This window comes from Brevundimonas sp. (assembly GCF_019636155.1).
Taxonomy (GTDB): Bacteria; Pseudomonadota; Alphaproteobacteria; order Caulobacterales; family Caulobacteraceae; genus Brevundimonas.
Genome location: NZ_JAHBYB010000001.1, coordinates 276,104 through 299,638 on the forward strand (window position 1 = coordinate 276,104; position 23,535 = coordinate 299,638).

21 protein-coding genes and 1 tRNA gene are annotated in these 23,535 nt (G+C 70.2%); 10 read left to right on the forward strand and 12 right to left on the reverse strand.

The window, feature by feature from the left end; translation table 11 throughout:
• Positions 1 to 2: 2 nt before the first annotated feature.
• From KF910_RS01520 to KF910_RS01530, 3 genes are read right to left on the reverse strand one after another with little or no spacing between them, the layout of a single operon-like run.
• Positions 3 to 3,332, reverse strand: a complete 3,330-nt coding sequence (locus KF910_RS01520) for an error-prone DNA polymerase (RefSeq protein WP_292258437.1) — start codon at positions 3,330 to 3,332, stop codon at positions 3 to 5.
• Entirely contained in the window at positions 3,329 to 4,867 is a 1,539-nt protein-coding gene (locus KF910_RS01525) for a Y-family DNA polymerase (protein WP_292258438.1), read from the reverse strand. Before KF910_RS01525 ends, KF910_RS01520 begins: the two co-directional genes overlap by 4 nt.
• Positions 4,779 to 5,507, reverse strand: a complete 729-nt coding sequence (locus KF910_RS01530) for an ImuA family protein (RefSeq protein ID WP_292258439.1) — start codon at positions 5,505 to 5,507, stop codon at positions 4,779 to 4,781. The genes KF910_RS01525 and KF910_RS01530 overlap by 89 nt, the downstream gene beginning before the upstream one ends.
• Before the next feature lie 174 nt (positions 5,508 to 5,681).
• On the opposite strand from KF910_RS01530, the gene KF910_RS01535 reads away from it, so the two are divergent.
• The 3 genes from KF910_RS01535 to KF910_RS01545 all read left to right on the forward strand — a co-directional run bounded on the left by KF910_RS01535 (position 5,682) and on the right by KF910_RS01545 (position 9,562).
• Positions 5,682 to 6,044, forward strand: a complete 363-nt coding sequence (locus tag KF910_RS01535) for a hypothetical protein (protein WP_292258440.1) — start codon at positions 5,682 to 5,684, stop codon at positions 6,042 to 6,044.
• A 75-nt stretch (positions 6,045 to 6,119) separates the two neighbouring features.
• A complete protein-coding gene (locus KF910_RS01540; protein WP_292258441.1) occupies positions 6,120 to 8,231 on the forward strand; it encodes a TonB-dependent receptor family protein in 2,112 nt (703 codons plus the stop codon).
• Between the two features lie 11 nt (positions 8,232 to 8,242).
• Positions 8,243 to 9,562 (forward strand): PepSY-associated TM helix domain-containing protein, encoded by a 1,320-nt coding sequence (locus KF910_RS01545; RefSeq protein WP_292258442.1) that lies wholly within the window; start codon positions 8,243 to 8,245, stop codon positions 9,560 to 9,562.
• Between the two features lie 82 nt (positions 9,563 to 9,644).
• Here the strand turns inward: KF910_RS01545 and KF910_RS01550 are convergent, their stop codons facing one another.
• The 4 genes from KF910_RS01550 to KF910_RS01565 are packed head-to-tail and all read right to left on the reverse strand — an operon-like array spanning position 9,645 to position 13,755.
• Complete coding sequence (locus KF910_RS01550; RefSeq protein WP_292258443.1) at positions 9,645 to 10,190, reverse strand: hypothetical protein; 546 nt, start codon at positions 10,188 to 10,190, stop codon at positions 9,645 to 9,647.
• Positions 10,191 to 10,204: 14 nt separating this feature from the next.
• Positions 10,205 to 11,608 (reverse strand): MBOAT family O-acyltransferase, encoded by a 1,404-nt coding sequence (locus tag KF910_RS01555; RefSeq protein ID WP_292258444.1) that lies wholly within the window; start codon positions 11,606 to 11,608, stop codon positions 10,205 to 10,207.
• On the reverse strand, positions 11,609 to 12,868 hold the full coding sequence (locus KF910_RS01560; RefSeq protein WP_292258445.1) for a GDSL-type esterase/lipase family protein: 1,260 nt from the start codon (positions 12,866 to 12,868) through the stop codon (positions 11,609 to 11,611).
• 5 nt (positions 12,869 to 12,873) lie between these two features.
• Entirely contained in the window at positions 12,874 to 13,755 is an 882-nt protein-coding gene (locus KF910_RS01565) for a DUF459 domain-containing protein (protein ID WP_292258446.1), read from the reverse strand.
• Between the two features lie 394 nt (positions 13,756 to 14,149).
• On the opposite strand from KF910_RS01565, the gene KF910_RS01570 reads away from it, so the two are divergent.
• The 4 genes from KF910_RS01570 (at position 14,150) to KF910_RS01585 (ending at position 17,187) form a co-directional block, all read left to right on the forward strand.
• Positions 14,150 to 14,854 (forward strand): CoA transferase subunit A, encoded by a 705-nt coding sequence (locus KF910_RS01570; protein ID WP_292258447.1) that lies wholly within the window; start codon positions 14,150 to 14,152, stop codon positions 14,852 to 14,854.
• The gene (locus KF910_RS01575; protein ID WP_292258448.1) at positions 14,854 to 15,504 is read left to right on the forward strand and encodes a 3-oxoacid CoA-transferase subunit B; all 651 of its coding nucleotides are present in this window, start codon (positions 14,854 to 14,856) and stop codon (positions 15,502 to 15,504) included. The genes KF910_RS01570 and KF910_RS01575 overlap by 1 nt, the downstream gene beginning before the upstream one ends.
• Positions 15,505 to 15,770: 266 nt before the next feature.
• Entirely contained in the window at positions 15,771 to 16,283 is a 513-nt protein-coding gene (locus tag KF910_RS01580) for a hypothetical protein (RefSeq protein WP_292258449.1), read from the forward strand.
• An 88-nt stretch (positions 16,284 to 16,371) separates the two neighbouring features.
• Positions 16,372 to 17,187, forward strand: a complete 816-nt coding sequence (locus tag KF910_RS01585) for a hypothetical protein (protein ID WP_292258450.1) — start codon at positions 16,372 to 16,374, stop codon at positions 17,185 to 17,187.
• On the opposite strand, the gene KF910_RS01590 is transcribed toward KF910_RS01585, so the two are convergent.
• The 3 genes from KF910_RS01590 to KF910_RS01600 are packed head-to-tail and all read right to left on the reverse strand — an operon-like array spanning position 17,184 to position 20,240.
• A complete protein-coding gene (locus KF910_RS01590; RefSeq protein ID WP_292258451.1) occupies positions 17,184 to 17,450 on the reverse strand; it encodes a SemiSWEET family sugar transporter in 267 nt (88 codons plus the stop codon). The two genes, KF910_RS01585 and KF910_RS01590, sit on opposite strands and share 4 nt — an antisense overlap.
• On the reverse strand, positions 17,447 to 17,929 hold the full coding sequence (locus tag KF910_RS01595; RefSeq protein ID WP_292258452.1) for a low affinity iron permease family protein: 483 nt from the start codon (positions 17,927 to 17,929) through the stop codon (positions 17,447 to 17,449). The genes KF910_RS01590 and KF910_RS01595 overlap by 4 nt, the downstream gene beginning before the upstream one ends.
• Positions 17,930 to 17,963: 34 nt before the next feature.
• The gene (locus tag KF910_RS01600; RefSeq protein ID WP_292258453.1) at positions 17,964 to 20,240 is read right to left on the reverse strand and encodes a S9 family peptidase; all 2,277 of its coding nucleotides are present in this window, start codon (positions 20,238 to 20,240) and stop codon (positions 17,964 to 17,966) included.
• A gap of 113 nt (positions 20,241 to 20,353) precedes the next feature.
• Here KF910_RS01600 and KF910_RS01605 point away from each other — a divergent pair, with 113 nt between their 5' ends.
• Together KF910_RS01605 and KF910_RS01610 are read left to right on the forward strand one after the other, a co-directional pair.
• Positions 20,354 to 21,178, forward strand: coding sequence for a ferredoxin--NADP reductase (locus tag KF910_RS01605; protein WP_292258454.1), 825 nt, complete (start codon positions 20,354 to 20,356; stop codon positions 21,176 to 21,178).
• Positions 21,150 to 21,494 carry a chorismate mutase gene (locus KF910_RS01610; RefSeq protein WP_292258455.1) on the forward strand — a complete coding sequence of 115 codons (345 nt, stop codon included), beginning with the start codon at positions 21,150 to 21,152 and terminating at the stop codon, positions 21,492 to 21,494. Before KF910_RS01605 ends, KF910_RS01610 begins: the two co-directional genes overlap by 29 nt.
• On the opposite strand, the gene KF910_RS01615 is transcribed toward KF910_RS01610, so the two are convergent.
• Both KF910_RS01615 and KF910_RS01620 read right to left on the reverse strand, forming a co-directional pair.
• Positions 21,491 to 21,844: an Hpt domain-containing protein gene (locus KF910_RS01615; RefSeq protein WP_292258456.1), complete on the reverse strand. Its 354-nt coding sequence runs from the start codon at positions 21,842 to 21,844 to the stop codon at positions 21,491 to 21,493. The two genes, KF910_RS01610 and KF910_RS01615, sit on opposite strands and share 4 nt — an antisense overlap.
• A complete protein-coding gene (locus KF910_RS01620; protein WP_292258457.1) occupies positions 21,844 to 23,271 on the reverse strand; it encodes an amino acid permease in 1,428 nt (475 codons plus the stop codon). Before KF910_RS01620 ends, KF910_RS01615 begins: the two co-directional genes overlap by 1 nt.
• 167 nt (positions 23,272 to 23,438) lie before the next feature.
• Here KF910_RS01620 and KF910_RS01625 point away from each other — a divergent pair.
• Positions 23,439 to 23,514: transfer RNA gene (locus KF910_RS01625), tRNA-Lys, on the forward strand.
• The last annotated feature ends 21 nt before the right edge of the window (positions 23,515 to 23,535 follow it).

A 23,535-nucleotide genomic window follows, 5' to 3' on the forward strand; every position in this document is an offset into this window, starting at 1 on the left:
CGTCAGTGGAAGTCGCGCGATCCCGGCAGGATACGCCGGTCGCGCGGATGTTGGGGAGAGGCGAAGGCGTCCGCCCCGGACGGTGCGATCACCGGGGTTTGGTCGGGCGACAGGCGATTCAGTTCGGCCGTGCGGTCGAACAGCCGTTGGGCCATCAGGTGGACGACGCCTTCGGGGCTCTTCTCCACCACCCCCTCGACGCCCAGCAGCCGCGCGCCCATGACGATGCGGCGGTGCGCCTCGAACACCGGGATCCACAGGACCAGATTGGTGATCCCGGTCTCGTCCTCCAGGGTGATGAAGACGGCCTTGCCGTTGCCGGGCCTCTGGCGCACCAGAACCACCCCGGCCGTGCGGACCCGAGCGCCGGACCGTTTCGCCTCGACCTGGGCGCAGGTCAGAAGGTCCTCGGCGGCGAAGACCGGGCGCAGAATGCGCATGGGGTGAGCCTTCAGCGACAGCCGGGTGGTCTGGTAGTCGGCGGCGACGTGTTCGCCCAGAGCCATGACCGGCAGGCGCGCATCCTCCTCCTCGCCCAGTTCGCGCGCCGCGGCGGCCTGGAACAGCGGCAGGGCGTCATCGTCGGGCAGGCGGCGCACCTCCCACAGGGCCTGACGCCGATCCAGCCCCAGCGAGCGGAAGGCGTCCGCGTCGGCCAGTTTCCGCACCGCCGCGACCGGCAGGCGCGCGCGGCGCATCAGCCCCTCTATGCTGTCGAACGGACGGGTGCGGGCCAGGGCGACATCGTCGGCCCAGTCCTGTCTGAAACCGTCGATCTGGCGCAGGCCCAGGCGCAGGGCCAGGGCGCCCGCCTGTCCTTCCAGGGTGCTGTCCCAATGGGACTGATTCACATCGACGGGCCTTGCCTCGACCCCGTGTTCCTGGGCGTCGCGCACGATCTGGGCCGGGGCGTAGAACCCCATCGGCTGGCTGTTCAGCAGGGCGGCGGCGAAGGCGGCCGGGTGGCGGCGTTTGATGTAGCTGGAGACATAGACCAGCCGGGCGAAGCTGGCGGCGTGACTTTCCGGAAACCCGTAGGAGCCGAAGCCCTTGATCTGATCGAAACAGCGTCGGGCGAAGTCGGGGTCATAGCCCCGCTCGATCATCCGGCCGACCATGCGGTCTTCATAGGTGTAGAGGGTTCCGTCGCCCCGGAAGGTGCCCATGGCCTTGCGCAGGCCGTTGGCCTCCTTGTCGCTGAACTCGGCAGCGACCATGGCGACCTTCATCGCCTGTTCCTGGAACAGGGGCACGCCCAGGGTCCGTCGCAGAACCTTCTTCAACTCGTCCGGATCGTGCGGCGGGGCGGGCGTGGCCCAGGTCACCTCTTCCCGGCCGTTGCGACGCCGCAGATAGGGATGGACCATGTCGCCCTGGATCGGGCCCGGCCGCACGATCGCCACCTGGATCACCAGATCATAGAATTCGCGCGGGCGCAGGCGCGGCAGCATGTTGATCTGCGCCCGGCTCTCGACCTGGAAGACGCCGATGGAGTCGCCCCGGCACAGCATGTCATAGACGTCGGCCTGCTCGGCCGGGACGGTGGCCAGGTCGTGGTCGACCCCTTCGTGCGCCCGCATCAGGTCCAGCGCCTTGCGGATGCAGGTCAGCATGCCCAGCGCCAGCACATCGACCTTCATCAGGCCCAGGGCGTCGATGTCGTCCTTGTCCCATTCGATGAAGGTGCGGTCGGCCATGGCCGCATTGCCGATGGGAACCAGCTCGTCCAGACGACCGCGCGTCAGTATGAAGCCCCCGACGTGCTGGGACAGGTGTCGTGGAAAGCCCAGCAGCCGGGTCGCCATGTCCACCGCACGGCGGATCTGGGGGTTGTCGGCGTCCAGGCCCGCCTGGACGATGTCGCGATCAGGGATGGAGGCGCCGTAGCTGCCCCACTGACCATTGGCCAGGCGGGCGGTCACGTCCTCGCTGAGGCCCAGGGCCTTGCCGACCTCGCGGATGGCGCTGCGGGGGCGATAGGAGATGACGGTGGCGGCGATGCCCGCCCGCTCACGGCCATAGCGGCCATAGATGTACTGGATGATCTCCTCGCGCCGCTCGTGCTCGAAATCGACGTCGATGTCGGGCGGCTCGTTGCGGTCGGCCGACATGAACCGCTCGAACAGCAATTCATTGTGGGCCGGATCGACGCTGGTGATCCCCAGCACGTAGCAGACCGCGGAATTGGCCGCCGACCCCCGCCCCTGGCACAGGATGCCCCGGTTCTCGGCCTCGCGCACAATGTCGTGGATGGTCAGGAAATAGGGGGCCAGGTGGCGTTCGGCGATATAGGCCAGCTCCTTGGCCAGGGCGTCCTCGACCTTGTCCGGAACCCCGGCGGGATAGCGCCCCGGCAGGCGTTCGCGCACCCGATGCTCCAGCCAGCTCTGGGGCGTCTGGTCCGGCGGGATCGGCTCTTCCGGATATTCGTAGCGAAGATCGCCCAGGTCGAAGATCGGCCGGTTCAGGAAATCCACGGTCTCGGCCAGGGCCTGGGGGGCGTCGGCGAACAGCCGGCCCATCTCGCCCGGCGTCTTCAGGTGGCGTTCGGCGTTGGCCAGCAGGCGACGCCCCGCCTGATCGACCGACACCCCCAGGCGGATGCAGGTCAGAACATCCTGCAGGTCGCGTTCGGACGGGGCGTGATACAGCACGTCATTGGTGGCCAGCAGGGGTGTGTCCGCCGCATCCGCCAAGGCCTGCAACCCCGCCAGCCGCCGCCGGTCGTCGCCGCGCCGGGGCATGGTCGCCCCCAGCCAGACCGCCCCAGGCCGCACGGCGTTCAGCCGATCCAGCAGGGGCGAGATTTCTTCCGTTCGCCGTGGCGGCATGACGATCAGCAGCAGGCCTTCGGGATGGGCCAGCAGATCCTCCACCCGCAGGCGACACTGGCCTTTCTTGGCCCGCCGGGCGCCCAGGGTCAGCAGCCGCGTCAGCCGACCCCAGCCCTCGCGGTCCTCGGGATAGGCGACGATGTCCGGCGTCCCGTCCTCGAAGAGCAGGCGCGCCCCGGTCCGCAGGCGGAAATCCCGCGCCCGCGCCTTGATCCATTCGGCCCTCTCCTCCGGGCTCAGGGGATCGGCGATCCAGCCGATCTCGCCGGGAGAGCCGCCGTGGCGCACCCTGTCCGGCGGGGCCCATCCTTCCTCTCGCAGGGTCTTCAGCGCCGACCAGGCCCGCACCACCCCCGCCACCGTGTTGCGGTCGGCCAGACCCAGCCCCGCCTGACCCAGCACCAGGGAGGTCAGCACCAGGGCCTTGGGCGGCGACGCCCCGCGCAGGAACGAGAAATTGCTGGCCGCGACCAGCTCCGCATAGGGGGGCGCGCTCATGCGAACAGGCCGTGGACATACCAGCGCGGCGCCGGCTCATCCCCGAAATGCCCGGCGCGGAACAGCCAGAACCGACGGCCCTCGGCGTCCTCCACCCGATAGTAGTCGCGCACCCGGCCCCCGCCACGCCGCCACCATTCACCCTCGATCCGCTCGGGCCCCTCGGCCAGGGCGACCCGATGGATCACCCGTCGCCAGGTGAAGCGGGCCGGCGGACCGTCGGGCACGGGCGACACCACCTCGACCGGCTGGGGCGGGTCGAACAGATGCAGAGGCCTGAGCGGCGGCGAGCCGGGATCGCGCTCGGGCCATTCGACCCCGTCGTCCGACGGGGCGCGGCCGGCTGGAAGCTGTCGGCTGGCCCGTTCAGGCAGATGGGAGTCCGCCGGCCGCACCCGCACCACCGCCGCCGGTCCCAGCCGCGCCGCCAGCCGGTCGATCAGGGCCTGAAGGGCCTCTTCCCGTCGCGGCGAAGCGTCAAGATCGGTCTGGACCGCTTCCAGCCGCTGGAGCGTCAGGGCCTCCATCCGCAACTGATCTATGCCGAACCCCGGATCCAGAGGCGTGGTCAGGGCCGCCAGACGTTCGCGGAACAGGCGACCGATCACCGCGGCGTCACGGATCGGCAGGGCCGTCCCCAGGCCGATGACGCGCGTCCCCCCGTCGATGCGGAAGACGGTCAGACGAAAGCCCTGGGCGCCCGCCCTTCGGGTCTCCAGCGCCTGTTCGACCTCGGCCAGCAGGTCGGCGATCACCGTCTGCAGCGGCTCGGTGGTGATCAGGGGCTCCATCAGCACCCGGTCGGCGACAATCGGCGCAGGCGGCCGCGCCGGGGTGATGCGCGCGTCCTCCAGCCCCAGCAGACGGTCCAGCCGCGTCGGGAAATCGGCCCCGAAACGGGCCGCCAGGGGTGCGCGCGGCCGGTCGTCGAGGTCGCCCAGAACCACCAGGCCCGCGCGGCGCAGGGCCTGGGCCTCGGCCGGCTTCAGTTCCAGGGCCGCGACCGGCAGGCGGCGGGCGACGGCGCGGTCCTGTCCTTCCGGCGTCACCCCTTCGGAGCCGAAACGGCCCAGGGCGCGGGCCGTCTGGGGCGTGCGCGCCAGGGCCAGCCGCGCCTGCAGCCCCCCTCGCCGGGCCAGGGACCGGGCCGCCGCCAGCAGCCGGCCCTCCCCCCCGAACAGATGGGCGCAGCCGGTCACGTCCAGCACCAGGCCGTGCGGGGGGTCCAGGGCCGCCATCGGGCTGAACCGCCCGAACGCCTCCAGCATCCGGTCCAGCAGGGCGTCGTCCGCGGCCGGCTCATGCGGCTGGACGGCCAGGTCCGGCGCCTGGGCTCGCGCATCGGCCAGGGTCATGCCCGGCGTCAGTCCCAGGGCGGCGGTGGGGGCGTCCAGCGCGGCCAGGCGCAGGGCGTTCCCGGACCTTTCGACCAGGGCGAACGGCCCCTCAGGCCGCGCGGACCCCAGTCGATCGGTCGACAGGAAGGGAAACCAGATCGCCAGATGTCTTCGCTTCTGTGAACGCGCGGGCGTCACGATCCCACTCCATGATCCATTCTCCAGGGGCCAGGCCGGCCCGACCCCGCAGCAGCGTCGCCCGAAAGGCGGGCGGCCCCGGGGCCCGCGCCGCCAGCGCCCGTGACGGCGCGGCCTGAACCGACCATCGCGTCGCCGCCGCGCTGGGCTGGGGCCGCGCCCCCGCCCGCACCAAGAGGGCCGCCGCCCCGCCCTTCTCGGCCGCCAGGGCCAGACGGCGGCTGGCCGTCAGGGTGAAGGCCCGGGCCTCGCCCCATCCGCTCATCACCACCGCCCTGGCCGCCCCGCTGCGCAGCACCTCCTCCCCCGCCGCCAACAGGGCCCGGGCGTCGGGCGCCCGCACCAGCAGCAGGTCATCGACCGCCAGCCCCCATTCGTGCAGCCCGGCGCCATGAAGATCGCCGGTCTCATGCCGCCCGCGATCCTCCCGGATCCAGACTAGGGGCGCGCCGCCCATCGCCAGCGCCATCCCCAGGGCGAACCCGTCCGCCGCCGCCGCATGAAGGGCCGTGGCGGCATAGATTTCGTGCAGGGCTGGCTGCACGCCCACAGCCGGCGGCCCTTTCGCATACGGCCGCAGGGGCGTCAGGGCGCGCGACCTGTGGGCGGCCAGGTCGGAGATGGGACGAGAAGGAGCCATTTGTTCACTTTATGTTCTCGTATATGCCACCCAACATCCCGCTGGAGTCAAGCGAGACCGTTCAACCTCCCCAAGGCCGTGGCCTAGGGTCGCAACGCGGCAGGCTTCCTATCGCCGGGACTTGCCCCTAAAGCTGCACAGGCAATGCGTCGTTCGTCCGAACATTGGGGGCCGATGCGATCGCTGGCCTTTCTGGCCGCGGTCTTCGCTGTCGTGTTCGCCAGCCTGCTGCCGGCGGCGGTGGCGGCCTCGCCCGCGACGGGGGCGCCGATCGTCCTGTGTTCGGGCGGCCGGCTGATCACCGCCTTCGACCAGGCGGGCCAAGCGCATCATCAGCCCGGCGAGAAGGCCGCGACCAGCCTGGATTGCGCCGCCGCCCTGTTGTCCGGCCTGTCGGCCGTCGACACGCCCGCGCCGCCCCTACCCCTGGCGCCGATCCGGACGTCCGCCCCCGCCCCGGCCTTCGCCCCGCGCACGGCCGCGACCGTCCCGTCCCCGGCGCCCAGGCCGCCGTCGACCGCGCCGCCCATCCTCTGAAACAGACCCGAACCCTCGCCCCGCGGCCCTGACGGCCGCGCCTTGCGTCTTCGTCTGTCTTCAGGACCCCTTCTCATGTCTCTCAAATCTCATGCGGCGCCGTGGGCGCTGCTGATCGCCGCCTGTGCGCCCGCGCCCGCCCTTGCCGCCCCGCCCGAGCCGGCGTCTCCCGCCAGTCCCGACCAGACGACCGAGCCCGAGCCCGTGCGCGTCGACACGGTCATCGTCACCGGCCGCCGAAATCCCGAGGATCCGCCCGTGGTGGCCGAGGCGCGGGCCCGGCTGTCGCGCACCCCCGGCGCCGTCTCGGTGGTCTCGGCCGAGGCCTATCAGAACCGCGCCGCCCAGGGCCTGTATGACATCCTGCGCGACGCACCCGGCGTCCTGGCCCAGAAACGGTTCGGGGAAGAGGCGCGGCTGTCGATCCGCGGTTCCGGCCTGTCCCAGGCCTATCACCAGCGCGGCGTCCTGTTCGCCCAGGACGGCGTGCCCTTCGCCGACGCGGACGGCTTCTCCGACTTTCAGAAGATCGATCCCCTGGGCGCCCGCTATGTCGAGGTCTATCGCGGCGGCAACGCCCTCAGGTTCGGCGGGGCCCAGCTGGGCGGGGCGCTGAATTTCGTCACCCCCACCGGGCGCACCGCCGCCCAGGCTGCCCTGATCCGCCTGGAAGGCGGCGCCTATGGCCTGCGACGCGGCCAGCTGGCCCTGGCGCGCGACTGGGGTGACTGGGACGCCTACGCCGCCCTGTCCGGGCTCGAAGCCGACGGCTTCCGCGAACACAGCCAACAGCAGCAGGCGCGGTTCAGCCTGAACCTGGGCCGCCGCTTTGGCGAGGATCGCGAAGTCCGGCTGATCGTCAGCGCCGCCGAGGTGGAGCAGGCGGTTCCGGGAACGCTGAGCCTGGCCGACGCCCTGACGCGGCCGCGCATGGCCAATCCGGCGACGATCGCCAACAACTGGCGCCGTGACGTCGATGTCGCGCGCGCCACCCTTCAGACCCGCTGGCGGCTGGCCGACGACCTGGTGTTCGAGGGCGGGGTCTATGTCACCGACGACACCCTGTGGCACCCGATCCCGGTCGTGCTGGACAATCACAACCGCACCTGGGGCGGGTTCGGCCGACTGGACTGGGAAGGCAGCCTGGGCGGACGGCGGGCCGACCTGTTCGTCGGCGCCTATTACCGCTCCGGCGAGCTGGACAGCCGCGTCTCGCTGAATTTCGGCGGCGCCCCCAGCCCCTTCCTGGTCGGCTCGGCCCAACAGCAGGCGACGGGGCTGGACCTGTTCGCCGAGGGGCGGCTGTTCGTCACCGACCAACTGGCTGTCGTGGCCGGCGGGTCGTTCGGCCGCGCCACCCGCGACTATGTCGACAACCTGGGCGCCAACAGCGACCAGGTCACCTACGACTGGTTCTCGCCCCGCCTCGGCCTGTTGTGGGAGGCGGCGGACGGATCGCAGGTCTACGCCAACGTCACCCGGTCGGAAGAGCCGCCGATCTATGACTCCCTGCGCAACTCGTCCTTCACCGGCATCGGCTTCGTGCCGCTGGAAACCCAGAAGGCCTGGACCGGAGAGATCGGGGCGCGGGGCCGGCGCGGGCCGATGCTTTGGGACGTCACCCTCTATCGGGCCCAGGTCCGGGACGAACTGCTGAACTATGTCATCACCCCCGGCATCCCCTCGGCCACCTTCAACGCGGGGGATACGGTGCACCAGGGGCTGGAGGCGGCCCTGGACTGGACCCTGACCGAGGATGCGCCCGGCGGCGGGCGGCTGTCGCTGCGCCAGAGCTGGACCTGGTCGGACTTCCGGTTCGACGGGGACGCCGTCTATGGCGACAACCGCCTGCCGGTCATCCCGGAACACCAGTATCGGGCCGAGCTGAAATACGCCCATCCGGCCGGCTGGTTCATCGCCCCGGCGGTGGAATGGCGACCGGGCGACGTCTGGGTCGACTACGCCAATACGATGAAGGCGCCGGGCTATGCCGTCTGGTCCGTCAGCGCCGGCTGGACGATCAACGACCATGTCGCCTTCTACGTCGACGCCCGCAACCTGACCGACAAGGCCTATGCGCCCGAGTTCGGCGCCGTGACCGACGCCCTGGCGCCGGGCGTGAGCACCGAGGTCTTCTATCCGGGTGAGGGTCGGGCCGTCTTCGTCGGCCTGCGCCTGGCCTATTGAGGGGAAAGACGATGACCCCGACGCCGTCACCGGCCCTGCCCGACGCCTACCGCGCCGTCTGGCGGTGGCATTTCTACGCCGGGCTGATCGTCATGCCGGTGCTGATGCTGATGGCCCTGAGCGGCGGCCTCTATCTCTACAAGCCCGAGATCGAGGCCGCCGCCTATCGCCCCTATGATCGCGTCCAGGCGGCCGCTCCCCTGACCTCGCCCGACCGCTGGCAGGCGGCGGCCGAGGCCGAGGCGGGCGCCCCGGCGGTCTCGGTCTTCGTGCCCGCCCGTCCCGACCGGGCGGTGCAGGTCAAGGCGGGCGACGCCACCATCTTCGTCGATCCCTACACCGCCCAGGTGACCGGCCGGGTCGCCGGCGACGGGCCGATGGGGGTGGTCAAGCGGCTGCACAGCCTGGAGCTGCTGGGCCGGCCGTTCAACATCCTGGTCGAGATCGTCGCCGGCTGGGCCATCATACTGGCGGCGACGGGCCTCTATCTGTGGTGGCCGCGCGGGCAGGGCGTGGCCGTGGCGGCGCCCAGGCCGGGCGACCCCCGCCGCCGACCGTTCTGGCGCGACCTGCATGCGGTGACGGGCCTCTATGTCGGCGGGGTGGTCCTGTTCCTGGCTGTCACCGGCATGCCGTGGTCGGCCGTCTGGGGCGACCGGGTGCAGACGTGGATCAACGCCTCGGGCCTGGGTCGCCCCCCGGCCCCGGCGGCGGCCAGCCCCTGGTCGCACGGCAAGGGTCATGACAAGCCGACCGGCGTCGGCTGGACCCTGGAAGGCGCCGTCCTGCACGCCCATGGCCATGGCCCGGACGCCAGCCCGGCGCGACTTTCGACCGTCATCGCCACGGTCCGGGCCCAGGGCCTGGCCGCCCCCTATACGGTGTCCATCCCCGACGATCCGACCCTGGCCTATACGGTCGCCCGCTCGGTCGAGAAGGCCGAGGACGCGCGCAGTCTCTATGTCGACGGCCGCACCGGGGCGGTGAAGGCCGACCTGCGCTGGGATCAGTTCGGGCCGGGGGCCAGGGCCTTCGAATGGGGCATCGCCGTCCACCAGGGCCTGCAATATGGCGGGATCAACCGGCTGGTGATGCTGCTGGGCTGTATCGGGGTCTGGGTGCTGGGGATCAGCGGCCTGGCCATGTGGTGGATCCGCAGGCCGCGACGCGGCGGCCTGGGCGCCCCGCCGGCGCCGCCCGGACCGCGGGCGCGGGCGGCGGTGCTGGGGATCGTCCTGCCCCTGGCGGTTCTCTATCCCCTGACGGGCCTCAGCCTGATCGCCGCCCTGGTCGTGGAGCGTGTGGCGGGCCGCCTGAAGCGCTTGCGCTGAGGCTCAGTCTGGCGCCCAGCCCTCGGTCATGGCGCGCAGGCGCCGGGGTTGTTCGAGATGAAATCCGGCGAAGGCTGAGCCCCTATTCGACCTCCGCGGCGTCGCGGGCTCCGGTTCCGAAGCTCTGCTCCTGCCAGGCGCGCCACTGATCATGCAGCCATTGGCGCGGGCGATCGGCGCCGGTCTGGGCGATCTGTTCGGCCCAGACATCGGACAGACGCCGCACCGTCTCGGTCCCCCAGCCCGGCGCCTGCTGCCGCGACCAGTTCTGGGCCGAGGCGGCGTTGAACACCACCAGGATCAGGGCGGCGAAGACGATCACCCGGCTGGTCCAGCGGCGATCCCGCGCGCCCTGGCCCTCGCCGTCCAGGGGCGGACCGGGCGGAAAGGCGAACCGGCCCAGCGCCGTCAGCGGGCTCTCCCGGGTCGGCAGGTCATGGGCGTCGGCCCCGGCGTTCCAGTCGCTGGGCGGATCGTCGGGCGTCGGCGCCGCCGCCATCTGGGGCGCGTCGGCGACAGGCGGAAACAGGCTGGTGGGGGGCGGGGCGAAGGCCGTGGGGAAGGGATCGACCGGCCGTTCGTGCGGCGCCGCCCCCTGCCCTTCGTCTTCGTCGTGATGATCGCCCATGGCCGCCTAACGCCTCAGAACTGGAAATAGATGAAGGGCGCCACGCCGTCCGGCCGCACCGCCTCGATCAGCAGTATGGCCAGGCCGATCAGAACGCCCAGGGTCAGCGACGGCGCGGGCTTCAGCTTCAGCGTCAGGCTTTCGACCGCACGCGGCGGCAGCCAGTGCATGGCCAGGCCGCCGACGATCAGCGTCAGCAGGAAGGGCGTCAGCACGGTGACCGGCCCGAACCGGCCCAGCCCCTGAACCATGGCCACGGCCAGGTCGAAGGTCTCGGCCCGGAACAGGATCCACCCCAGGCAGACGATGTGGAAGGTGACCAGCACCCCGACCACGGTCGGGATCAGCTTGCGGTCCCCCAGAACGGCCCGGCCGATCCGCTCGGCCACCTGAACCGCCCCATGCAGGGCGCCCCAGGCCACGAAGGTCCAGGCCGCCCCATGCCACAGCCCGCCCAGCAGCATGGTGATCATGACGTTGATGCAGCTTGAGATCAGCCCCTTCTTGCCGCCCCCCAGCGGCACATAGAGATAGTCCCTCAGCCAGCTGGACAGGCTGATGTGCCAGCGGCGCCAGAAGCTCTGCATCGAACTGGCGCGATAGGGCTGGTCGAAATTGCGCGGGAAGGAGTAGCCCAGCAGGGCCGCGATCCCGATGGCCATGTCCGAATAGGCCGAGAAGTCGCAATAGATCTGGATCGCATAGCCATAGACCGCCGCCGCGATGTCGATGGCGCCATAGGCCGACGGATCGAAGAAGACCGGGTCCACCAGCCGCACCGCCAGCTCGGACGCGATCACCGTCTTCTTGAACAGGCCCCAGACGATCAGCAGAAGCCCGTGGGTCGCCATCTCGCGCGTCAGGCGCGGCACGCGGTCGAACTGGGGCAACAGATCCGACGCCCGCACGATGGGCCCCGCCACCAGATGCGGGAAGAAGCTCATCAGCAGCATGACGTCCAGCAGCGACCGGGCCGGTGGCGTCTTTGCGCGATGCACGTCCACGACATAGCTGATGCCCTGGAAGGTGAAGAAGCTGATCCCCACCGGCAGCACGATCTGCAGCAGCGGCAGGTCCCGCTCCCACCCGAACCGGGCCAGAAGTTCGCCCGCCTGCTCAACAAAGAAGCCGTAGTATTTGAAAAAGCCCAGGATCAGCAGGTTCGCCGCCACCCCCAGGCCGACCAGCAGCCTGCGTCGCCCCACCGCATCGCTGCGCGCGATCAGGGCCGCCACGCCCCAGTTCAGCACCGCCGACAGGATCAGCAGGCCGACGAACCGCCAGTCCCATTGCGCATAGAAGAACCAGCTGGCCAGCAGCAGGAACAGCTTGCGCCGCCCGTTCTCGCGATCCAGCGACCAGGCGGTGAAATAGACGAACAGGAAGAAGACGCCGAAGGCCAGGGTCGGGAACAGCATCTATGCGCCCTCCCCTTTCCAGGCGGCATAGGCGGCCATCAGGTCGGCGGCCATGATCCCGCCGATCCAGTCGGCGCCGGCCGAGGTGAAATGCACCCGGTCGCCCCGCATCAAAGGCTCGGCCATCGTCGCCAGTCGGTCCGAGACGCAGTCGCCGCCCATCCGCCCCTGCCAGTCCCAGTACGCCACACCCATGTCGGCGGCGACCCGCCGTTGCAGGTTCCGGACCACGGCCAGGGACGGCGGCGGGGCGCGGCGGCCATCGGCGCTGCACGGCCCGGCGGCGCCCGTCCGCAGGGCGTCCGGCGCGCCCAGGATCATCAGGGCCGAACCGGGCGACAACCGCTTCAGCCGTGCGATCTGCTGGCGCAGCAGGGCCTCGTAGGTTGCGGGGTTCAGATCGCCCTCGAACCCCTCGTTGGTGCCGAAGGCGACGATGATCAGGGCCGGGGCCCATTCGGCCAATTCGGCCGCCGCGACAGCCTCGTCCCGCGCCGCCAGGTCGCGCAGGGTGGCGCCGACGACGCCCAGGTTGGACAGGATCACCCCCGGCCCGTCACGTTCGAACATCAGGCTGTAGGCCAGGGCCTGGGGGCCAGCGGGCCGCACCTCAAGCCTCTCGGTTCCCATCAACAGGCGATGGCGTTCGCACACCGGCCCCGCTCGCTGCGACCGCAAGTCAAAGGGGACCAGCGCCTTGCCCAGCACGATGTCGAACCCCTGACCGGCCCGCCCGCACAGACGCAGCAGATCGGCGCCCGCGCCCGGATCGAAGGTCAGGGTCAGGGCTGGCGCGCGGCCATAGGCGGGCGCGCCGACCCCCGTCAGCCCGACCTCCGCCCGCTGGAAGCCGCCGCGCGGCGTCAGCGGGGCGGTGCGGTTGATCCAGCCGTCCGCCGTCACCTGGACCTGATAGGGGGCATAGCCGTCATAGGGCGCCCCGGCCGGCAGGACGCCGCGCCCCCCATTGCCGAACCGGGCCTGCAGGGCCGCGCGCACGGCGCCGGTGATGCGGTCCCCGGCCGTATGGCTGTCGCCGATCTGGACGATATGGACCGGGGTGCGCCGCGCCCCCGCCTCGGTCTCCTCCAGGGCCTGGAACAGGGGCGCCAGGGCCTCCGCCCCGCACAGGCCGCCCGGACAGGTCGAAGCGCCGGGCGGCGGCTGGGTCTGGGGCTGATACGGGATTTCCTGGGCCCAAACCCGGGGCGCCGTCACGCAGACCAGCAGCGCGGCCGCCAGCGACGCCGCCCGCCGCATTCCGCTCAACCCTGGGCCGGAGCGGCGTTGATCTCGCCGATGCCGGCGTCGCGGCGCAGGCGTTCGGCCACCGGCTTGCCGATCCGCAGATAGCCGGCCATCGACATGTGGATGCCGTCGTTGGCGCGCATCAGCACCTTGCGGCCCGAGGCGTCGGGCAGATAGGGGGCGTAGGCGCCGTCCGCCTCGGCCGTGATCCGGGTGGTGTCCAGCCACGGCACGCCCAGGGCGCGCATCCGCTCCTCGACCACGGCGTTGATGACGCCCATCTTGCCGTCGAAGCTCTCGCGCTTCATGCGCGGCAGGCCGACCCAGTAGACGGCCACGTCCCGGCTGCGCAGCAGGGTCACCAGGTCCGTCACCCGCCGGGCGTAGGCGGCCTTCCAGCCATCCGAACCGAACGGATGGACCACTCCGTCCAGGCTGATCCCCTGGGCGTCGTTGGTGCCGAACAGCAGGACAGCCACGTCCACCGGCTGGTCGTCCAGCTGGCGGCGGGTCTTGGCCTGGATATCGACATAGTCATAGCGCGACAGGCCGGTCGAGACCTCGCTGAACCTGGTGACGCTGACGCCCGGCTCGCCGTTCAGGTCGCGATAGAGGGCGGTCCACAGCCCATCGGCCATGGAATCCCCGAACACCCCGATCCGCAGCCGCCCGGCGGCCATGCGCTGACGCAGGGGCGTCACCGTCGGGGCGACAGGCGCCGGCGCGGCCGGAGTCACTACAGAGGGGGCCGGCGTCGGGGCCGGCGGGGCCGAGGCGTTGGCGCTGCCGCCCAGCAACAGGGTGGGATGACGCAGCCAGGCGCGACCGTCCGGCGTCGCCGCCAGGCCCAGGGCCACGCCGATCAGCAGGCCCGCCGTCAATGCATTGATCGCCCGCACGTCCCCGAAAGCCCCGGCGCGAAATTGGTGAACGGCCCTTTTACCCTATCGGGCGAACGGCGCCATGCCCTGCGCCCGCCGGGCGAACAACAGGGTTAAGCCTCCCTCGCGGATCAGCCTGTCGACCGCTCGGCCCACCGGGCGCCCAGATAGCCGACCCCGCCGACCATCGGCTGACAATCCCGGAGTCCGGGGCTTCGGTCCCAAGAATCGACTTTCAACCTGGCGCCCTTCGCCGTCGTGGTAGGATGCTCGGTGAAAAGGTCGCGGCGCACGCGGCCTTTGCACCAATTGCACCAATTGCACGGTGTTTTTCTTGCCCCGGCGCCCCGCCCGCCGTATGCAGCGACAAAGCCGCCGATATTCATCTATCGGTGAAATAAATGAGGAAGCGATGCGGAAGATCTATCCCGACGCCCGGTCCGCGCTGGAGGGCCTGACCTTCGACGGCATGACGGTGATGTCCGGCGGCTTCGGCCTGTGCGGCATCCCGGAATTCCTGATCGCCGCCCTGCGCGATTCCGGGACCAAGGGCCTGACGGTCATCTCCAACAACGCCGGCGTCGACGGCTTCGGCCTGGGCCAGCTTCTGGAGACGCGCCAGATCGCCAAGATGATCTCGTCCTATGTCGGCGAGAACAAGGAGTTCGAGCGCCAGTATCTGGCCGGCGAGCTGCAGCTGGAGTTCAACCCCCAGGGCACATTGGCCGAGCGCATCCGCGCGGGCGGCGCCGGGATTCCCGCCTTCTTCACCGCCACCGGCGTCGGCACCCTGGTCGCAGAGGGCAAGGAGGTGCGCGAGTTCGAGGGCCGCAAATATGTGATGGAGACCGGCCTGGTCGCCGACCTGTCCATCGTCAAGGCCTGGAAGGCCGACGAGCGCGGCAATCTGGTGTTCCGCAAGACCGCCCGCAACTTCAACCCGATGATGGCCACGGCCGGCAAGGCCTGCGTGGTCGAGGTCGAGGAGATCGTGCCCACCGGCTCGCTGGATCCCGACCACATCCACACCCCGGGCATCTACGTCGACCGCATCATCAAGTCGACGCCCGAGAAACGCATCGAACAGCGCACCGTGCGTCAGAAGGAGTCCGCGTAATGGCTCGCACCCGCGAACAACTGGCCGAGCGCGCCGCCCAGGAGCTTCAGGACGGCTTCTACGTCAACCTGGGCATCGGCATCCCGACTCTGGTGGCCAACTACATTCCCGACGGCATGGAGGTCACCCTGCAGTCCGAAAACGGAATGTTGGGCATGGGTCCGTTCCCGTATGAGGACGAGGTCGACCCCGACCTGATCAACGCCGGCAAGCAGACGATCACCGAAATCCCCGAAAGCAGCTATTTCAGCTCCTCGGACAGTTTCGCCATGATCCGCGGCGGCCACATCAACCTGTCCATCCTGGGCGCCATGGAGGTGGCCCAGAACGGCGACATCGCCAACTGGATGATCCCGGGCAAGCTGGTGAAGGGGATGGGCGGGGCCATGGACCTGGTCGCCGGCGTCAAGCGCGTGGTGGTGGTCATGGAACACGCCAACAAGCACGGCCAGTCCAAGGTCCTGAAAGCCTGCACCCTGCCCCTGACCGGCGCGGGGGTGGTCAGCCGCATCATCACCGACCTTGCGACCTTCGACGTCAGGCCGGACGGCGGCGGGCTGGAGCTGATCGAACTGGCCGACGGCGTCACCCTGGAAGAGGTCGCGGCCAAGACCGAGGCCAGCTACGCCGTCCGCCCCGGACTGAACTGAGCGCCAACGCGCGCACTCGTTCGGCGAACCGGCCTTTGCAACTCGACGGCCCGCCCACATACTGCCGCCCGACAGTTTGGCATGGCGGACGGTGGCTGCATGCCGGCCATTCAGGGGCGGGGTGACGAATGCACGATCCGGACTTCGAGGCTGGCCGTTCGGGAGCGCTCGCTCCGCCCAACGGCGACTGGACCAAATTCCATGCGGGGGCCGCGTCGCGGCCGTCCGATGGGGCCCAAGGCCGTGGGTGCGCCGTCCTGATCGCGATGCTGGGCGGGGTGGTCGTCGTCATCAACATGGCGCCGCTGGCGGTTCCGGCTTTGGCGGCCGCGCTGATCACCAGCGCGGTGTTCAAAGGCCAGCCGCTGCGCCGCGGCTGGCTGAAGACCGGGTTTCTGTTTCTCGCTGCGATGGTGGTCAGCGGCGGCGTCGCCTCCTCGATCTTTGGCGGTATTGTGCTGAGCACGCAGTTTGCGCCGGAAGCGCCCTTTGGAGCGGCCGCTTCCCTGAGGCTTTCCGTCGTGGTCGCCGGAGCCCTCTATCTGTGGCTGATGTGGTTGGCCCGCCCGCTGAAGGCCCCGACGCCCAAGCCGCTTCAGATCAAGAGCTGGGCGGTTTCCACCCTGCTGGCGGCCATCCTCGGCCTGGTGTCGGTTCTGGGAACCCTGACCGTCCTGACAAAAGCCGGTCGCATCCAGCCGGAGCATGCCTTCGTCTGGTCGGGCGGCCTGCTCCACCCCGAGGCCAACCCCTTCACCGCAGGTCCGGACGTCCGCTGAGACGCAAGGTCGCGCACCCCTTCGGCGAACCGGCTTTTGCAAGCGCCGCCTGTCCTGACATAGTGCCGTCTTCAGTTTGGAGGCAGGCATGGCGGACGGCTCCTATCGCATCCCCGGCGGCGCGCCCGCGCCCGATCCGGCGCGCGTGGCCCAGCTGGCCGACGGGCTGACGCCTTCCGCCGATTTCGGGGCCGAGGCAGACGCCGCCGTCGCGGACTGCCTGGCCCGGCTGGGCGAGGCCGCGCGGGCGAAGGGCGCCGATTGCGCCGATCTGATCGCCAGCGTCCGCGACCGGATGACGCGACTGGCGCCCCAGGGTCTGGTTCCGCGCCGGGGTCTGGCCGGCCTGTTCGACAGCCCTGGCAAACGGCTGAAGGCCTTCCGCGCGGCGTTCCGCGACGGGGGCGGCGCCCTGGCCGGACTGTCCGCGGGATTGGGCGAGCGCGCCGGCGACATCGACCGGCTGACGGCGGGCCTCGACGCCCTGGCCGACGATCTGCGCGGCGCCGTCTCGGCCCTGGGCGAACAGGTCGCGGCCGCCCGCGAATGGCTGTCGCGCCAGGCCGAGGAGGTCGAGGGGCTGGATGATTTCCGGTCGCGTATCGCGGCCCTGGAGGCGCGGCTGGCGGCCACCGTTCGCGCCCTGCCCCTGGTGCGCGCGCTTCAGAACGCCGACGCCAGGGTCCGGGAGGGCCTGATCGCGGCGCCCAGGACGATCGAGGCCTGGCGAACCGACTGGACAGGCCATCTGGGCCTCGACCGCAAACGCCCCCGCAAGGTCAGGCCGGCGCCCGAGGCCCTGGCCCCCACCCGCGACGCCGTCGAGGCCGCCCTGGCGGGGATCGAGACGGAAGTGTCGCGCGCGGCCCAGCGCCGCCGGGAGATCGCCGACCGCCTGGGCTAGGCCTTCCGCTCGAACCGCCATTTCATCGTCAGCACCCCCGCCGCCATCACCAGGGCGCAGGCGTTGGCGAAGACGATGGGCCAGGCGTGGGTCATGACGCCATAGACGGTCCAGAGGGCGAAACAGGTCACCGTCAGGGAATAGGTCTTCAGGCTGACGGCAGAGGCGTCGCGTTCCTTCCAGATCTTGATCATCTGGGGCGCGAAACTGGCGATGGAACAGGCCGCCGCGGCCGATCCGATGGCCACGGCCGCCGTGCTCATCGACGCGCCTTCTTGCCGGTCGAGGCGGTCTTGCCCCTGGCCGGACTGGCCTTGGCGGGCTGGGCTCTGGAGACCGCCTTGCCGCGTCCGGCCTCGGACTTCATCCGCGCCCGCCGTTCGGCGTGGATGGCGATGGCGCGCTTCTCCACCTCCTCCAGGATGGCGTCCAGTTCCCTGTCGGTCAGGTGCTCGATGCCGACGAAGCGGTTCTCGGCCTTGGTCGTGGCGTAGACCAGTTCGTCCAGCTTGGCGTGCATGGCCGCAGCGTCGCGGTTCTGGGTGTTCTGGATCAGGAAGACCATCAGGAAGGTGATGATGGTCGTGCCGGTGTTGATGATCAGCTGCCAGGTCTCGTTGAAGCCGAAGATCGGCCCCGACACGGCCCAGACCAGAACGATCACCAGGCAGGCGACGAAGGTCCACGGCTTGCCCGCGACCTTGGCCGTCTGGTTGGCGAAGCGGATGAAAAGACGTTCCATCTCCGCCTAACGGCTCCGCTTCGCCCCGGTTGCGTCAGTCGCGCGCCGGCGCGCGCGAGCCGATGGTCCTGTCCAGGAAGTCCAGATAGGTGCGCCACTGGTGCAGTTGGCGGTCATTGCCGCGGATGCCGTGGCGCTGGCCCGGATAGACCATGGTCTCGAACGGGATGCTCTTGGCCTGCAGGGCGTTCAGAACCCGGGTGCTGTTCTCGAATATGACGTTGTCGTCCGCCATCCCGTGCATCAGCAGAAGCCGGCCGGTCAGGTTGTCCAGCCGGGCCAGGACGTCCGAGGCCGCATAGCCGTCGACATTGGCCTGGGGCGTCGACATGTAGCGCTCGGTATAGGCGGTGTCGTACAGGCCCCATTCGGTCGGCGGGGCGCCGGCAATGGCCGAGGCCAGGCCCATCTTGGGCTCGGTCAGGGCCATCAGGCTCATGAAGCCGCCATAGGACCAGCCCATGATGGCCATCCGATCCGCGTCGACATAGGGCAGGCTGCGCAGATAGTCGGCCGCGATGACCTGATCCTCGATCTCGGGCTGTCCCATCTTCAGATACAGGGCTTGTTTGAAGGCGGCCGAGCGGTCGCCCTCGCCCCGGTTGTCCAGGCGGAAGACGATATAGCCCGCCTCGGTCAGCAACTGGGTCGAGGCCGGCTGCCAGGCCCGGCGCACCCCGCCCGCCGACGGCCCGCCATAGACCTGCATCACCACCGGATAGCGGCGCGTGGGGTCAAAGCCGGGCGGGGTGGTCATCTGCCACATCAGAGTCTGGCCATGGCTTTGCAGCGTGCCGAACTCAGGCTTCTGCTGGCGCTCGACGAAGGGCCAGAACGGATGGCCGGGCTCCAGCCGGTTTTCCTCGATCCAGCGCACCCGCGTGCCGTCGATGGAATAGAGGGCCGACTGGGACGGGGTGTTCAGGTCCGTATAGTTGCCGACATAGGCGGTGCCCGGCCCGTTGACCGAGGCGCTCCACCAGCCGCCCGCCGGGGTGATGGCCACCGGCTCGGACGTGCGCCGCAGGCTGGCGCGGAACAGCTGCTGTTCGATCGGATATTCCCGCCCGTCGCGCATGGAGGCGGTGAAGAATACCTCGCCCGTGTCCTGATTGACCCCGTTCAGCGACTTGACCGCATAGTCTCCGCGCGTGATGGCCCGCAGGCGGCGGCCGTCGCGGTTGTACAGATACAGGTGCCGCCAGCCGCTCTCTTCCGAGGACCAGATGAAGTCGCCGCTCTTCAGGGCCTTGAAGTCGTGGGTGACATTGACCCAGGCGTTCGAGGTCTGGCTGGCGATCACCCGGCTGGCGCCCGTGGCCGGATCGACGGCCAGCAGGTCCAGCCGCTTCTGGTCGCGACTCAGCCGCTGGACATAGGCCGTGCGGCCGTCGGTCGCCCAGTTGACCCGGCCCAGATAGATGTCGGTGTTCGATCCCAGGTCCACCTTGACCCGCGCGCCGCTCTGCAGGTCGCGGATATAGAGTTCGACCACGGCGTTCGGCCGGCCGGCGCGGGGATAGCGCTGCTCGACCACCGTCGCCCCGCCGCCGCCGATGTCCAGGCGCGGAATGATGTCGACTGGGCTCTCGTCCGTGCGTTGCAGGGCGATGTAGCGCTCGTCCGGACTCCACCAGTAGCCGGTGTCGCGATCCAGCTCTTCCTGGGCGATGAACTCGGCCGTGGCCCAGGTGATCAGGCCGGCGCCGTCGTCGGTGATCGCCGTCTCCTGGCCCGTCGCCAGGTCCAGGACATACAGGTTCTGGTCGCGCACGAAGCTGACGTAGGCGCCCTTGGGGCTGACCTTGGCGTCGATCTCGTCGGCGGTCGTCTCGGTCAGGCGGCGCACCGCCCCGCCCTGGCGCTCGGCCAGGAAGATGTCGCCTTCCAGCGGCGCCAGGATGTATCGGCCCTGCTCGTCCCAGGAATATTCCACCACCCCGCGGGCGCTGATGCGCATACGTTCGCGCCGGGCCTTCTCGGCCTCCGACAGTTCGCCCGCGTCGGGAACCAGAGCCCGGGCGTCGATCAGCTTGAATGGCTCCCCGCCCGCGACCGGGGCGGCCCACAGGTCCTGCACCTCGGCGTCGTCGGCGCGCGACCGCAGGAAGGCGACCAGTTCGCCGTCGGGCGACAGGCTGACGCCACGCGCCACCGGCCCGGCCAGGGACGGGTTGGCGAACACCCGCTCGGGCGTCAGGATCGAAGACGCCGGCGCGGAGGCGGCGGCCTGGGCCGGCGGCGCCCCCGTCTGGGCATGGGCGGCCGTGACGGCCAGCAGGAAGGTCGAGGCGAGAAGGACTGTGCGCATGGGGCGGGACGCTATCGCCTCATTTTCACCTCGTCACGCGCAAATCCGCCCAATACGGCCGGAAGTGCGACGCGAACCTTTCGCAATCCGGTTCGACCGCATAGTTAGGCGCCATGACCGACGCCCCTGTCGCCGCCACGCCTCCCCCGCCCGCCAAGCCCGGCGCCTTCCATTCGCTGGAGGTGCTGTGGGTTCGCCACTGGACCGACCAGCTGTTCAGCTTCGCCGTCGCGCGGCCCGAGGATTTCCGTTTCCGCTCGGGCGAGTTCGTGATGATCGGCCTGCCGGGCGAGGATGGCGGCAAGCCGGTGCTGCGCGCCTATTCCATCGCCAGCCCCGCCTGGGCGGATGAACTGGAGTTCTTCTCCATCAAGGTTCCCGACGGTCCCCTGACCTCGCGCCTGCAGAAGATCCAGGCCGGCGACCAGGTCCTGATGGGCAAGAAGCCGACCGGCACCCTGGTGCTGGACGCCCTGACCGGGGGCGAGCGTCTGTGGCTGATCGGCACGGGCACGGGCCTGGCGCCCTGGCTGTCGGTGGCGCGCGACCCCGACACCTATTCCCGCTTCGGCCAGGTGATCGTCTGCCACACGGTGCGCAATGTCGCCGACCTGGCCTATCGCGACTTCTTCACCTCGGGCGTCCACGACGATCCCCTGGTGGGCGACGAGGCGAAGGCCCAGCTGACCTATTACCCCACCGTCACGCGCGAGAAGTTCGAGACTCCGGGCCGGATCACCGACCGAATCAAGTCCGGCGATCTGTTCGCCGACCTGGGCCTGCCCATCGGCTTCTCGCCCAACAGCGACCGGATCATGCTGTGCGGCTCCATGGCCATGATCAAGGAGACGGGCGAAATCCTGGAGGCCTATGGGCTGAAGGAAGGCTCGAACGCCGAGCCGGGCGACTATGTGCTGGAGCGCGCCTTTGTCGGATGAGCTGAAGATCGACCCGCGCACCGCGCCCGAGGCCTGCGACACCATGATCCAGGTGCGCCAGGGCGTCGACGCCCTGGACCGGGCCCTGGTGGCCCTGCTGGCCGAGCGCCAGCGCTATATGGACGCCGCCGCCCGCATTAAGCCCAGCCGTGACGTGGTCCATGATGACGCCCGCATCGAGGATGTGGTGGCCAAGGTGCTGGCCGCCGCCGGTCCGGCCGGCCTGTCGGCCGCCATCGCCGAGCCGGTCTGGCGCACCCTGATCGACCGCTGCATCGCCCATGAGCTGGCGGTCTGGGACCGGACCCGAACCTAACCCTTCAGGCCCCTCAGCATCAGTTCGTGGCGATAGGCGGCCACATCGGCCAGGGCCGCCTCCAGCGCCGTCCGCACCCGGTCCAGCAGCGGCGGGGCGTCAGCCTTGTCGACCATCTCGGCCAGGGTGCAGGCGTGGGCCACCGCCTCGGCCCCGATCCCCGCCGCCGCGCCGCGCAGGGTGTGGGCCGCGTCGCGCCATCCCTCCTCGCGCACATCCAGCAGCGGCGTCCAGATGGCCGCCTGCTGGACGAACAGGCCCAGGATCTCCTCGGTGACGGCGGCGTCGCCGCCGGTCATCCGCTCCAGGACCGAGAAGTCCACCGCACCGGACAGGTCGCGACGGGCCATCAGGCGGGCGTCTCCTCGCCCCTGGCCAGGCGCGAGTTCCGGGCCGACCAGACGAAATAGACCCCCAGTCCGGCCGCGTTCCAGATCAGGAACCAGACCTGGGTGCGCGGCTGAAGGCTCAGGAAGAAGATCACGCAGCCGATCATGCAGACCGCCCCCACCACCGGCCACAGCGGCGCCTTGAACCGGCGCATCCGCCCCGGCTCGCGCAGGCGCAGCACGATCAGGCAGGCCCCCACGGCGAAGAAGGCCATCAGGGTCCCCGCATTGGCCAGGGACGCCAGTTCATCCAGCCGCATAACCCCCGCCAGGGCCGCCACCACCACGGCCGTGAACACCGTCACCAGGGCCGGAACCCCCCGCGACGAAATCCGCGCCAGCCGCCGCGGCAGAAGGCCGTCCCGCGCCATCCCCAGGAAGATGCGGCTCTGTCCGAACAGGAAGGCCAGCAGCACCGTCGGCAGGGCGACGACGGCCGAGGCCGCGATCCACTGGGCCGCCGCCCCCTGGCCCATGCCGCGCAGGATGTGCGCCAGGGGTTCGGCGCTGTCGGCGAAATCGGACACCGGGGCGGCGCCGATCGCGGCGGCGGCCACCACCATGTACAGGATCGTGCAGATCACCATCGATCCGACGATGCCGATGGCCAGGTCGCGCTCGGGCCTCTTGGTCTCCTCGGCCGCGGTCGAGATGGCGTCGAAGCCATAGAAGGCGAAGAAGATGATGGCCGCCGCCGCCATCACCCCCGTCTTCACGAAGGGCGCCCCGAAGCCATTGGGCATGAAGGGCGTGAAATGGTCCGGGTTGAAGGCCGGCAGGGCGATGGCCACGAAGACCAGCAGGGCCAGGATCTTCACCACCACCAGGCCGGCGTTCAGCGTCGCGCTCTCGCGCGTGCCCAGCATCAGCAGGCCGGCGACCACGGCGATGATGAAGACCGCCGGCAGGTTGACGATCCCCCCCGCATGCGGCCCCACCGACAGGGCCTGAGGCAGGGCCAGGCTGACCCCGCCCAGATCCAACCCGTTCAGGAAGCCGACGGCATAGCCGGACCAGCCCACGGCCACCGCCGAGACCACCAGCGAATATTCCAGGATCAGGCTCCACCCCACGATCCAGGCGGCCATCTCGCCCAGCCCGGCGTAGGAATAGGTGTAGGCGCTGCCCGCGGTCGGCATCATGGTCGCCAGTTCGGCATAGGCCAGGGCCGCGCAGGCGCAGACCAGGCCGGCCAGGGCGAAGCTGATCATCACCGCCGGCCCGGCCAGGCCCGCCCCGACCCCGATCAGGGTCAGTATGCCGGTGCCGACGATGGCGCCGACGCCCAGGCCCAGCAGGTGCGGCCACGACAGGGTCGCCTTCAGCGGCGGTCCGTCATGCGCCGCCGCCATCGCCTCGATCGACCGCCTGCGGTTCCAGAACGCCATCGCTCGCCCCTCCCTCGCCATCGCCCGGACGGCCTGTTTTTGCGAATCCCGACCATATAGGCGACCACGGGGCGACGAAATGCCGCTTGCGTCGCGCGGCGATCCCCCCTATTCCGAGCGCCCTTCGCAGGCGCCACCAGCGCAGCGAAAGGCCGGGCGACCGGTACGGGTGATTAGCTCAGTTGGTAGAGCAGCTGACTCTTAATCAGCGGGTCGTAGGTTCGAACCCTACATCACCCACCATCGTCTTCCTAACCCCCTGAA

What these genes read in the sequence shown, in the direction of transcription:
- KF910_RS01610 (WP_292258455.1), top strand. Translation starts at nt 21,150, where the DNA reads ATGTGCTGGAGCGCGCCTTTGTCGGATGAGCTGAAGATCGACCCGCGC.
- KF910_RS01585 (WP_292258450.1), top strand. Translation starts at nt 16,372, where the DNA reads ATGGCGGACGGCTCCTATCGCATCCCCGGCGGCGCGCCCGCGCCCGAT.
- KF910_RS01550 (WP_292258443.1), bottom strand. Translation starts at nt 10,190, where the DNA reads ATGGGCGATCATCACGACGAAGACGAAGGGCAGGGGGCGGCGCCGCAC.
- KF910_RS01560 (WP_292258445.1), bottom strand. Translation starts at nt 12,868, where the DNA reads ATGCGGCGGGCGGCGTCGCTGGCGGCCGCGCTGCTGGTCTGCGTGACG.
- KF910_RS01575 (WP_292258448.1), top strand. Translation starts at nt 14,854, where the DNA reads ATGGCTCGCACCCGCGAACAACTGGCCGAGCGCGCCGCCCAGGAGCTT.
- KF910_RS01570 (WP_292258447.1), top strand. Translation starts at nt 14,150, where the DNA reads ATGCGGAAGATCTATCCCGACGCCCGGTCCGCGCTGGAGGGCCTGACC.
- KF910_RS01540 (WP_292258441.1), top strand. Translation starts at nt 6,120, where the DNA reads ATGTCTCTCAAATCTCATGCGGCGCCGTGGGCGCTGCTGATCGCCGCC.
- KF910_RS01605 (WP_292258454.1), top strand. Translation starts at nt 20,354, where the DNA reads ATGACCGACGCCCCTGTCGCCGCCACGCCTCCCCCGCCCGCCAAGCCC.
- KF910_RS01595 (WP_292258452.1), bottom strand. Translation starts at nt 17,929, where the DNA reads ATGGAACGTCTTTTCATCCGCTTCGCCAACCAGACGGCCAAGGTCGCG.
- KF910_RS01530 (WP_292258439.1), bottom strand. Translation starts at nt 5,507, where the DNA reads ATGGCTCCTTCTCGTCCCATCTCCGACCTGGCCGCCCACAGGTCGCGC.
- KF910_RS01615 (WP_292258456.1), bottom strand. Translation starts at nt 21,844, where the DNA reads ATGGCCCGTCGCGACCTGTCCGGTGCGGTGGACTTCTCGGTCCTGGAG.
- KF910_RS01600 (WP_292258453.1), bottom strand. Translation starts at nt 20,240, where the DNA reads ATGCGCACAGTCCTTCTCGCCTCGACCTTCCTGCTGGCCGTCACGGCC.
- KF910_RS01590 (WP_292258451.1), bottom strand. Translation starts at nt 17,450, where the DNA reads ATGAGCACGGCGGCCGTGGCCATCGGATCGGCCGCGGCGGCCTGTTCC.
- KF910_RS01555 (WP_292258444.1), bottom strand. Translation starts at nt 11,608, where the DNA reads ATGCTGTTCCCGACCCTGGCCTTCGGCGTCTTCTTCCTGTTCGTCTAT.
- KF910_RS01520 (WP_292258437.1), bottom strand. Translation starts at nt 3,332, where the DNA reads ATGAGCGCGCCCCCCTATGCGGAGCTGGTCGCGGCCAGCAATTTCTCG.
- KF910_RS01620 (WP_292258457.1), bottom strand. Translation starts at nt 23,271, where the DNA reads ATGGCGTTCTGGAACCGCAGGCGGTCGATCGAGGCGATGGCGGCGGCG.
- KF910_RS01580 (WP_292258449.1), top strand. Translation starts at nt 15,771, where the DNA reads ATGCTGGGCGGGGTGGTCGTCGTCATCAACATGGCGCCGCTGGCGGTT.
- KF910_RS01545 (WP_292258442.1), top strand. Translation starts at nt 8,243, where the DNA reads ATGACCCCGACGCCGTCACCGGCCCTGCCCGACGCCTACCGCGCCGTC.
- KF910_RS01535 (WP_292258440.1), top strand. Translation starts at nt 5,682, where the DNA reads ATGCGATCGCTGGCCTTTCTGGCCGCGGTCTTCGCTGTCGTGTTCGCC.